This is a genomic window from Streptomyces sp. NPDC086077 (assembly GCF_040686175.1).
GTDB lineage: Bacteria > Actinomycetota > Actinomycetes > Streptomycetales > Streptomycetaceae > Streptomyces.
The window spans coordinates 1-10,145 of sequence record NZ_JBFBJT010000202.1 but is presented as its reverse complement, the minus strand read 5'-3'; the positions used below and the strand labels follow the sequence as shown (position 1 = coordinate 10,145).

Below are 10,145 nucleotides of genomic sequence, written 5' to 3'. Positions count from 1 at the left end.
GACGGGGATGCCGTACACCAGCCGGATCGCGCTGCCCAAGGCGCTGTCACCGGGCCGACGCCCGCTGCCCCTGCTGGGCCTGTGCCGGGTGGAACCGCTTGCCGAGGGCTGGCTGGTGCGGCCCGCCGACGAGCCGCTGCCCTCCGGTGCCACCCGGATCGTGCTGGACCTGGGGCAGCCGCGCCGCTGGACGGTGACGGTGTCGGGCAGCGCCGGTTCCTGGGCCCACGAACTGAGTCCCCGGCACAGCGAGTTGCTGTTCCTGCTGGCCGAGCACCGGGCCGGGCGCACCGCGGCGCAGCTCGCCGCGGACGTGTTCGGCGACCCGCGCCGCACGGTGACGGTGCGCGCCGAGATGTCGCGGGTACGGCGGTATCTCGGGGGAATCCTGGAGCACCGGCCTTATCGTTTCTGCGATGACGCCGAGGTGCAGGTGATCCTCCCGCCAGAGCCGTCCGATCTGTTGCCGCACTCCAGCGCGCCGGCGGTGCTCAGGGTGCGGGCGGCTCCGGCGGTGCTCTGAGCCGGGGTGAGGTTACACACCGTGACAGCAGGGTATGCCGTCGCCGTACATCCGATGGCGACTTCCACAGATCCGAGGGCTTCTTCCGCATATTTACGGGGTCTTCGTCCCCGCTCCGCCGTACCTGACGTAGCATCCCCTACCGGGCCACCCCACCTGCTCCCAGGTCAACGCACGGATCAACAGGCGCAGTTGGCCCACCTCGGGAGGACAGATGAAGCATCGCGGCAGACACCGCCGACGCAAGCGGGGCCAGGCGCTGCGGGCGTTCCTGGCCGGGACCGCTCTCGCGCTCACCGGCGCCGCCACCCTGATCAGCACCTCCCAGGCCACGTCCGGCAACGACCCGGGCGCCCTGAAGCCGATAACCTCCGCGGCCTCCCTGGCCGATCTACGCCTGAGCGAGGAGCCGCTCGCGCGGCCCGTGCCCGACGGACCGGCCCGGCCCGTCGGCGTCGCCGCCGTCCTCGCGGACGCCGACCGCGGCCTGCGCGCCGCGGCCGACTGCGCCGGTGCCGATCGCTCCGCGCTGCCGATAGCGCCCGCGGCCACCCGGACGCACTGCTGGGACGACGCCGGCACCGAGCAGTGGCGCACCGGCGGCCTGACCACTTCGGGGGACGCCGACGACGACGGCCGGTGGGGCGCGAACCGCGTGATCCTGTCCGGCTGGAGCGACCAGCGCGGCCACTCCCGGGTCGCCTTCGTCGACGCCAACGATCCGGAGCGCCTCACCTACACCTGGGTCGCGCTCACCGTCCCCACGAGCGGCGACCCCGCCGGCCGGCCGCTCGTCTCGGCGCTGACCGGCATGGTCTGGTACCAGGACAAGCTGCTGGTCACCGCCGACGAGGGACGCGGACTGTACGTCTACGACCTGGACCGCATCCGGCGCGCCCCCGCCGACACCGCCGCGACCACGCCCCCGGCGCGGGGCGACCGCTACACACTCCCCGCCGTCCGCTCGTACCGGCTGACCGGGGCCCGGATCGGCGCGCTCTCCCTCGACCGCAGCACCACGCCCGACAGTCTGGTCGCCGGCGAGTCCGTCCCGGCGGACAGCGACCGGCCCACCCGGCTGTGGCGCTACGGGCTCGACGCGGACCCCTCCGGCGCTGGCCTGCTCGGCACGGGGCCGCGGGAGGCCTACGAGACGAAGGCGTCCGGCGTCCGGGGTGTGCTCGCCCACCGCTCCCAGTGGTACCTGGCCCGTACGGCGGGCGAGCACGGGACGCTGTGGCGGCAGGACAGCGACGGCGCGCGGGTGGCGCGGTGCGGGACGGACGAGACGTATCTGTGCTGGAGCGGCTCCGCGCAGTCCCTCTCCTACTGGGAGGAGAGCGGCGAGGTCTGGTCGCAGTCGGGGCGGATGCTGTTCTCGCTGCCGCTGGACACGATCGACAGGGCGCTGGACTAGATGATTCCCTGACCGGCATGACGAACATCCCCGTGACCACCTGGTCCCTGGAGCAGACCGCCCCCGCCGACCTGCTCCCGGCCGCGGCGCCGGAGGGCGACGTGCGGATCGCCCGCGCCGAGGTGCCCTCCCCCGAGTTCAGCCGTTTCCTGTACGCCTCGGTGGGCGGGGACATCCGCTGGACGGACCGGTTGGGCTGGCCGTACGCGCGCTGGCGGGAGCATCTGGGACGGCCCGGGGTGGAGACCTGGGTGGCCTACGACCGGGGCACGCCCGCCGGCTATGTGGAGCTTGAGCCGCAGGACGACGGTGTCGTGGAGATCGTCTACTTCGGCCTGATCCCCGCCTTCCGCGGCCGCCGCATCGGCGGGCACCTGCTGGCGCGCGGCGCCGCCCGCGCATGGGATCTCGCGGACCGGTGGCCGGGGCTCGCCGCGACGAAGCGGGTCTGGCTGCACACGTGCAGCAAGGACGGCGAGCACGCCATGGACAACTACCTGCGCCGCGGCTTCAAGCTGTTCGACACCAAGGTCGAGGAGGAGCCGGACGTCGCGACGCCCGGTCCGTGGCCCGGCGCATACCCTCTCTGACCTGGCCGGACAAGACGGCGTTCACGCCATGTGACCGATGACACCCATGTTCCACATCCCGGGACAAGGGTGTCCACACTTTGGATAAAGCTGGACTGTGTCCAGAACGCCGTGACACGCTTCCGTCATGTCTGGAACTGGAATTGCCTTGGTGAGTCGGCGGCACGTCGACCTCGGCCGCATGTCCAGCGCCATCTGTCCGGCGAGCTGAGACGTCTCCAGCACCGCCGATCCCCCCAGCTCCGTCTGTCCCTGCGCGATCTCGCGCCCGTACGCCCGCATGCGCCCGTACGCGCAGATCAGAGCCGCTTTCCCCCTGTCCCGAAGGACGTAGAAACCATGGCCGCCAACCCGCAGAACCCCGCTGCCGCGACTCCCCGCCGCAAGGTGAGCCGTCACCGCGGTGAGGGTCAGTGGGCCGCGGGTCACTTCACCCCGCTCAACGGCAACGAACAGTTCAAGAAGGACGACGACGGTCTCAATGTGCGGACACGCATTGAGACGATCTACTCCAAGCGGGGCTTCGACTCGATCGACCCCAACGATCTGCGCGGCCGGATGCGCTGGTGGGGCCTGTACACCCAGCGCAAGCCCGGGATCGACGGCGGCAAGACCGCGATCCTGGAGCCGGAGGAACTGGACGACGAGTACTTCATGCTGCGCGTCCGCATCGACGGCGGTCGGCTCACCACCGAGCAGCTGCGGGTGATCGGTGAGATCTCGCAGGAGTACGCCCGTGGCACGGCCGACATCACCGACCGGCAGAACGTGCAGTACCACTGGATCCGGATCGAGGACGTGCCCGAGATCTGGAACCGCCTGGAGGCGGTCGGCCTGTCGACCACCGAGGCCTGCGGTGACACGCCCCGTGTGATCCTCGGCTCGCCCGTCGCCGGGATCGCCGCCGACGAGATCATCGACGGCACCCCGGCCGTCGAGGAGATCCACCGCCGGATCATCGGCAACAAGGACTTCTCGAACCTGCCCCGCAAGTTCAAGTCCGCGATCTCCGGCTCGCCGCTGCTGGACGTGGCGCACGAGATCAACGACGTCGCCTTCGTCGGTGTCGTCCACCCCGAGCACGGACCCGGCTTCGACCTGTGGGTCGGCGGTGGTCTGTCCACCAACCCGAAGATCGGCGTCCGGCTCGGCGCATGGGTCCCGCTGGACGAGGTGCCGGACGTCCACGAGGGCGTCATCTCGATCTTCCGCGACTACGGCTACCGGCGGCTGCGCACCCGCGCCCGCCTGAAGTTCCTGGTCGCCGACTGGGGCGCGGAGAAGTTCCGCCAGGTGCTGGAGGACGAGTACCTCGAGCGCAAGCTGGTCGACGGCCCCGCGCCCGCCCAGCCCGTGGAGCGCTGGCGCGACCACGTCGGCGTGCACCGGCAGAGCGACGGCCGGTTCTACGTCGGTTTCGCACCGCGGGTCGGCCGCGTCGACGGCGCCACGCTGACGAAGATCGCCGAGGTGGCGGAGGCGCACGGCTCGGGCCGGGTCCGCACCACGGTCGAGCAGAAGATGATCGTGCTGGACGTCGACGAGGCGCAGGTCGACTCCCTCGTCGAGGGCCTGGGGGCGCTGGACCTCACGGTCAGCCCGTCCCCGTTCCGGCGCGGCACGATGGCCTGCACCGGCATCGAGTTCTGCAAGCTCGCCATCGTCGAGACCAAGGCGCGCGGCGCCTCCCTGATCGACGAACTGGAGCGCCGGATCCCGGACTTCGACGAGCCGATCACCATCAACATCAACGGCTGCCCGAACGCCTGCGCCCGTATCCAGGTCGCGGACATCGGTCTCAAGGGCCAGCTGGTCGTCAACGACCAGGGTGAGCAGGTCGAGGGCTTCCAGGTGCACCTCGGCGGCGCGCTCGGCCTGGAGGCCGGGTTCGGCCGCAAGGTGCGCGGCCTGAAGGTCACCTCGCAGGAGCTGCCCGACTACATCGAGCGCGTCCTGAGGCGCTTCCAGGCGGAGCGCGAGGACGGCGAGCGGTTCGCGACCTGGGCGGCCCGCGCCTCCGAGGAGGCCCTTTCGTGAGCGCGGCGAGCGAGACGAGGGATGCCCTGTGAGTGAGCGTGCCGCACCTTTCTACTGCCCCTACTGCGGCGACGAGGACCTGCGTCCGAGCGAGCAGGGCCACGGCGCCTGGGAGTGCGCGGCGTGCAACCGCGCCTTCCAGCTGAAGTTCCTGGGGCTGCTCTCCCGTGGGCACCAGCAGGACAGGAAGGGCACGAAGGGAGGGGACGGGATATGACGACGGCTCAGGAGACGCGCGAGACGCAGGAGCTGAAGGCGCTCGCCGAGCGGGCGGGCCGCGACCTCGAGGACGCGTCCGCGCTGGAGATCCTCCGGTGGGCGGCGGAGACCTTCGGCAAGCGCTTCTGCGTGACCTCGTCCATGGAGGACGCGGTGGTCGCCCACCTCGCGTCCCGCGTGATGCCCGGCGTCGACGTCGTCTTCCTCGACACCGGCTACCACTTCGAGGAGACCATCGGCACCCGGGACGCCGTCGAGGCCGTGATGGACGTCAACGTCATCACCCTGACCCCGGCGCAGACGGTCGCCGAGCAGGACGCCGAGTACGGCCCGAAGCTGCATGACCGCGACCCCGACCTGTGCTGCTTCCTGCGCAAGGTCAAGCCGCTGGAGCAGGGGCTGGCCGACTACGCGGCCTGGGCGACCGGACTGCGCCGTGACGAGTCCCCGACACGGGCGGGCACCCCCGTGGTCGCCTGGGACGAGAAGCGCCAGAAGATCAAGATCTCGCCGATCGCCCGCTGGACCCAGGACGACGTGGACGCCTACGTCTCCGAGCACGGCGTTCTGACCAACCCGCTCCTGATGGACGGCTATGCCTCCATCGGCTGCGCCCCGTGCACCCGCCGGGTGCTCGCGGGCGAGGACGCGCGCGCCGGCCGCTGGGCCGGGCGGTCCAAGACCGAGTGCGGGCTGCACGGATGACGATCACCACACCGACCCCTCAGGAGAAGCACGTGACGAGCGGAGCCACCGTCTGGCTCACGGGCCTGCCGAGCGCCGGCAAGACCACGATCGCGTACGAACTGGCCGGCCGGCTGCGCGAGGAGGGCCACCTCGTCGAGGTGCTCGACGGCGACGAGATCCGCGAGTTCATCTCGGCGGGCCTCGGCTTCGGCCGCGAGGACCGGCACACCAACGTGCAGCGCATCGGTTACGTCGCCGAACTGCTCGCCCGTAACGGCGTGAAGGCCCTCGTCCCGGTGATCGCGCCGTACACCGACAGCCGCGACGCGGTGCGCAAGCGGCACGAGACGAACGGCACCGCCTACGTCGAGGTGCACGTGGCGACCCCGGTGGACGTGTGCTCCGTGCGCGATGTGAAGGGGCTGTACGCCAAGCAGGCCGCGGGCGAGCTGACGGGGCTGACCGGCGTCGACGACCCGTACGAGGAGCCCGCCTCGCCCGACCTGCGCATCGAGTCGCAGCACCAGACCGTGCAGGAGTCCGCCGCGTCGGTGTACGCCCTGCTCGCCGAAAGGGGACTGGCATGACGACCGTCGCACCCGTGACCGAGGAGACGGAGACCCCGTACGCCCTCTCGCACCTGGACGCGCTGGAGTCCGAGGCGGTCCACATCTTCCGTGAGGTGGCGGGCGAGTTCGAGCGCCCGGTGATCCTGTTCTCCGGCGGCAAGGACTCCATCGTCATGCTGCACCTGGCGCTGAAGGCGTTCGCGCCGGCCTCGATCCCCTTCTCCCTGCTGCACGTGGACACCGGGCACAACTTCCCCGAGGTCATCGAGTACCGCGACCGCACGGTGGCCCGGCACGGCCTGCGGCTGCATGTCGCGTCCGTGCAGGACTACATCGACCGCGGTGTGCTCAAGGAGCGCCCGGACGGGACCCGAAACCCGCTCCAGACGCTGCCGCTGACGGAGAGGATCCAGGCGGAGCGCTTCGACGCGGTGTTCGGCGGCGGCCGCCGCGACGAGGAGAAGGCGCGGGCCAAGGAGCGGGTGTTCTCGCTGCGGGACGAGTTCTCCCAGTGGGACCCGCGCAGGCAGCGGCCCGAGCTGTGGAACCTGTACAACGGACGCCACGCCCCGGGCGAGCACGTCCGCGTCTTCCCGCTGTCCAACTGGACCGAGCTGGACGTCTGGCAGTACATCGCCCGCGAGGGCGTCGAGCTGCCGGGGATCTACTTCGCCCACGAGCGCGAGGTCTTCCGGCGCGGTGGCATGTGGCTGACCGCCGGCGAGTGGGGCGGCCCCAAGGAGGGCGAGACCGTCGAGAAGCGGCAGGTCCGCTACCGCACGGTCGGCGACATGTCCTGCACCGGCGCCGTCGACTCGGATGCCCGGACCCTGGAGCAGGTGATCACCGAGATCGCCGCGTCCCGGCTGACCGAGCGGGGCGCCACCCGGGCCGACGACAAGCTCTCCGAGGCCGCGATGGAAGACCGCAAGCGCGAGGGGTACTTCTAGCCATGACGAGCACCACCGAACCCACCGAGACGCTGTCGGTCGAGCAGTTGTCGGCGACCACCCTGCTGCGGTTCGCCACCGCCGGCTCGGTCGACGACGGCAAGTCCACCCTGGTCGGCCGGCTGCTGCACGACTCCAAGTCGGTCCTCGCCGACCAGCTGGAGGCCGTGGAGCGCGCCTCGGCCAGCCGTGGCCAGGAGGGCCCGGACCTCGCGCTGCTGACGGACGGCCTGCGCGCCGAGCGCGAGCAGGGCATCACCATCGACGTGGCGTACCGGTACTTCGCCACCCCGCGCCGGCGGTTCATCCTCGCCGACACCCCGGGGCACGTGCAGTACACCCGGAACATGGTCACCGGCGCCTCCACCGCCGAGCTGACGATCGTCCTCGTCGACGCCCGCAACGGCGTCGTCGAGCAGACCCACCGGCACGCCGCGATCGCCGCCCTGCTGCGCGTCCCGCACGTCGTCCTCGCCGTCAACAAGATGGACCTCGTCGGCTACGAGGAGAGGGTCTTCGGCGCGATCGCCGAGGAGTTCACGGCGTACGCGACCGAGCTCGGCGTCCCCGAGGTCACCGCGATCCCGATCTCCGCGCTGAACGGCGACAACGTCGTGGAACCGTCCGCGAACATGGACTGGTACGGCGGCCCGACCGTCCTGGAGCACCTGGAGACCGTTCCGGTCAGTCACGACCTGGCGCACTGCCACGCGCGCCTGCCGGTGCAGTTCGTGATCCGGCCGCAGACCGCCGAGCACCCGGACTACCGGGGTTACGCGGGGCAGATCGCCGCGGGCACCTTCCGCGTCGGCGAGCAGATCACCGTCCTGCCGGCCGGACGTTCGACGAAGATCTCCGGCATCGACCTGCTGGGCGAGCCGGTCGACGTCGCCTGGACCACGCAGTCGGTCACCCTCCTGCTGGAGGACGACATCGACATCTCGCGCGGCGACCTGATCGTGCCCAGCAAGGACGCGCCGCCGACCACCCAGGACATCGAGGCGACCGTCTGCCACGTGGCCGACCAGCCGCTGAGCGTCGGCCACCGGGTGCTGCTCAAGCACGGCACGCGCACGGTCAAGGCGATCGTCAAGGACATCCCGTCCCGGCTCACCCTGGACGACCTGTCCCTGCACCCGCACCCGGGGCAGCTCGCCGCCAACGACATCGGCCGGGTGAAGGTCCGCACCGCCGAGCCGCTGCCGGTCGACTCCTACGCCGACTCGCGGCGCACCGGTTCGTTCATCCTGATCGACCCCAGCGACGGCACCACGCTCACCGCGGGCATGGTCGGCGAGTCGTTCGCCGCCCCGGAGCCGGTCCGGGGCGACGCCGAGGACGACGGGTGGGACTTCTGACCATGCACCCGACCGACTTCTACTCGTCCTTCGCGAAGGAGGGCGGCCGCGTCGGCAGCGGCGCCCTCGGCTGGGGGTCCCACCGAACGGAGTTTGGGGGAGGGCAGGGCGGAGTGGCGCGATGTGCGTGACGCCCACGACGCGCGCGCTGACGTACGCGCCTCGCCGCAGAAAACCCGCCGACCCCCCGGCCACGACCTGAGGTGTCGTGACCGCCGGGACTCCGAGAGGAACACCTCCCGTGCCTGCCACCACCGCCCTGCGCCGCACCTTCGTGGCGATGGCCGCGCTGCCGTTGCTCGCGCTCGCCGGCTGCGGCTACGGCTCCCAGGCCAAGGACGACGACACGGTCAAGGTCGCCGCCGGGGCGAAGAAGATCGACGGTCTGGACTCCGTCCGGATCGGCTACTTCGGCAACCTCACCCACGCCACCGCCCTGGTCGGCCGGCAGCAGGGCTTCTTCCAGAAGGAACTCGGCGCCACCAAGGCCGAGTACGCCACCTTCAACGCCGGGCCCTCGGAGATCGAGGCCCTGAACTCGGGCTCGATCGACATCGGCTGGATCGGCCCGTCTCCGGCGATCAACGGGTACATCAGGTCGGGCGGCAAGAACCTGCGGATCATCGGCGGTTCGGCCTCGGGCGGGGTGAAGCTCGTGGTCGACCCCGAGAAGGTGAAGTCCCTGAAGGACGTCAAGGGCAAGCGGATCGGCACCCCGCAGCTCGGCAACACGCAGGACGTGGCGTTCCTGAACTGGATCTCCGAGCAGGGCTGGAAGGTCGACGCGGAGAGCGGCGAGGGCGACGTCTCCGTGGTCCGCACGGACAACAAGGTGGTCCCGGACGCCTACCGGTCAGGTTCCGTCGACGGCGCCTGGGTGCCCGAGCCGACCGCGTCGAAGCTGGTCGCCGAGGGCGGGAAGGTACTGCTCGACGAGTCCGACCTGTGGCCCGACAAGAAGTTCGTGATCACGAACATCATCGTGTCGCAGAGCTTCCTGAAGGAGCACCCGAAGGCGGTCGAGGCGGTGCTGCGGGCGTCCGTCGGGACCAACAAGTGGATCAATGCCAGCCCCGACAGGGCGAAGGCGGCGGCGAACCGGCAGCTCCAGGCGGACACCGGCAAGCCGCTGCCGCCCGAGGTTCTGGACCCGGCGTGGCGGTCGATCCGCATCACCGACGACCCGCTCGCGGCCACGCTCGACGCCCAGGCGCGGCACGCGGTGAAGGCCGGCCTGCTGGAGCGGCCCGACCTGAAGGGCATCTACGACCTCACGCCGCTGAACAAGATCCTCGCCGCCGAGGGCGAGGCCACCGTCGCCGACGCCGGTCTCGGCACCGCTTCATAAGTCCCTGACCAGTTCCCAGGAGGTGACGACCATGGCCACGACCTTCGCCAAGGCCGCCGACGCCGGTACGTCGGTGGAGCACGCCGCGCGCATCGAGCACGTCTCGAAGTCCTTCGCCGGCCCCGCCGGGCAGCAGCTCGTCCTCGACGACATCACGCTCGATGTCGCGCCGGGCGAGTTCGTCACCCTTCTGGGGGCCTCGGGCTGCGGCAAGTCCACGCTGCTGAACCTGGTGGCGGGGCTCGACAAGCCCTCGGCCGGGTCGATCGCGACGGACGGCCGCCCGGCGCTGATGTTCCAGGAGCACGCCCTCTTCCCGTGGCTGACCGCGGGCAAGAACATCGAGCTCGCCCTGAAGCTGCGCGGTGTGCCCAAGGCGGACCGGCGCGGCCGCGCGGAGGAACTGCTGGAACTGGTCCGGCTCCAGGGGGCGTACGGCAAGCGGGT

At 71.0% G+C, this 10,145-nt stretch carries 12 protein-coding genes; all 12 read left to right on the top strand.

The window, feature by feature from the left end:
• A partial coding sequence (locus AB0O67_RS34195) for a helix-turn-helix domain-containing protein (RefSeq protein WP_365458911.1) occupies positions 1 to 523 on the top strand: 523 nt, incomplete at its 5' end.
• A 214-nt stretch (positions 524 to 737) separates the two neighbouring features.
• Positions 738 to 1,940: a hypothetical protein gene (locus AB0O67_RS34190; RefSeq protein ID WP_365458908.1), complete on the top strand. Its 1,203-nt coding sequence runs from the start codon at positions 738 to 740 to the stop codon at positions 1,938 to 1,940.
• A 17-nt stretch (positions 1,941 to 1,957) separates the two neighbouring features.
• On the top strand, positions 1,958 to 2,530 hold the full coding sequence (locus tag AB0O67_RS34185; RefSeq protein WP_365458905.1) for a GNAT family N-acetyltransferase: 573 nt from the start codon (positions 1,958 to 1,960) through the stop codon (positions 2,528 to 2,530).
• A gap of 127 nt (positions 2,531 to 2,657) precedes the next feature.
• On the top strand, positions 2,658 to 2,741 hold the full coding sequence (locus AB0O67_RS34180) for a putative leader peptide (RefSeq protein WP_309486338.1): 84 nt from the start codon (positions 2,658 to 2,660) through the stop codon (positions 2,739 to 2,741).
• Between the two features lie 128 nt (positions 2,742 to 2,869).
• A complete protein-coding gene (locus AB0O67_RS34175) occupies positions 2,870 to 4,567 on the top strand; it encodes a nitrite/sulfite reductase (RefSeq protein WP_365458902.1) in 1,698 nt (565 codons plus the stop codon).
• A 28-nt stretch (positions 4,568 to 4,595) separates the two neighbouring features.
• Positions 4,596 to 4,784: a hypothetical protein gene (locus tag AB0O67_RS34170; RefSeq protein ID WP_365458899.1), complete on the top strand. Its 189-nt coding sequence runs from the start codon at positions 4,596 to 4,598 to the stop codon at positions 4,782 to 4,784.
• Entirely contained in the window at positions 4,781 to 5,491 is a 711-nt protein-coding gene (locus AB0O67_RS34165; protein ID WP_365458896.1) for a phosphoadenylyl-sulfate reductase, read from the top strand. Before AB0O67_RS34170 ends, AB0O67_RS34165 begins: the two co-directional genes overlap by 4 nt.
• Entirely contained in the window at positions 5,488 to 6,060 is a 573-nt protein-coding gene (gene cysC, locus AB0O67_RS34160) for an adenylyl-sulfate kinase (protein ID WP_365458893.1), read from the top strand. Before AB0O67_RS34165 ends, cysC begins: the two co-directional genes overlap by 4 nt.
• On the top strand, positions 6,057 to 6,992 hold the full coding sequence (gene cysD, locus AB0O67_RS34155; protein WP_365458890.1) for a sulfate adenylyltransferase subunit CysD: 936 nt from the start codon (positions 6,057 to 6,059) through the stop codon (positions 6,990 to 6,992). Before cysC ends, cysD begins: the two co-directional genes overlap by 4 nt.
• Before the next feature lie 2 nt (positions 6,993 to 6,994).
• The gene (locus tag AB0O67_RS34150; RefSeq protein ID WP_365458887.1) at positions 6,995 to 8,350 is read left to right on the top strand and encodes a GTP-binding protein; all 1,356 of its coding nucleotides are present in this window, start codon (positions 6,995 to 6,997) and stop codon (positions 8,348 to 8,350) included.
• Between the two features lie 241 nt (positions 8,351 to 8,591).
• The gene (locus AB0O67_RS34145) at positions 8,592 to 9,698 is read left to right on the top strand and encodes an aliphatic sulfonate ABC transporter substrate-binding protein (RefSeq protein WP_365458884.1); all 1,107 of its coding nucleotides are present in this window, start codon (positions 8,592 to 8,594) and stop codon (positions 9,696 to 9,698) included.
• A gap of 31 nt (positions 9,699 to 9,729) precedes the next feature.
• On the top strand, positions 9,730 to 10,145 hold a 416-nt coding region (locus AB0O67_RS34140; protein ID WP_365458881.1), incomplete at its 3' end, for an ATP-binding cassette domain-containing protein.

What these genes read in the sequence shown, in the direction of transcription:
- AB0O67_RS34190 (WP_365458908.1), top strand. Translation starts at nt 738, where the DNA reads ATGAAGCATCGCGGCAGACACCGCCGACGCAAGCGGGGCCAGGCGCTG.
- AB0O67_RS34185 (WP_365458905.1), top strand. Translation starts at nt 1,958, where the DNA reads ATGACGAACATCCCCGTGACCACCTGGTCCCTGGAGCAGACCGCCCCC.
- AB0O67_RS34180 (WP_309486338.1), top strand. Translation starts at nt 2,658, where the DNA reads ATGTCTGGAACTGGAATTGCCTTGGTGAGTCGGCGGCACGTCGACCTC.
- AB0O67_RS34175 (WP_365458902.1), top strand. Translation starts at nt 2,870, where the DNA reads ATGGCCGCCAACCCGCAGAACCCCGCTGCCGCGACTCCCCGCCGCAAG.
- AB0O67_RS34165 (WP_365458896.1), top strand. Translation starts at nt 4,781, where the DNA reads ATGACGACGGCTCAGGAGACGCGCGAGACGCAGGAGCTGAAGGCGCTC.
- cysC (WP_365458893.1), top strand. Translation starts at nt 5,488, where the DNA reads ATGACGATCACCACACCGACCCCTCAGGAGAAGCACGTGACGAGCGGA.
- cysD (WP_365458890.1), top strand. Translation starts at nt 6,057, where the DNA reads ATGACGACCGTCGCACCCGTGACCGAGGAGACGGAGACCCCGTACGCC.
- AB0O67_RS34150 (WP_365458887.1), top strand. Translation starts at nt 6,995, where the DNA reads ATGACGAGCACCACCGAACCCACCGAGACGCTGTCGGTCGAGCAGTTG.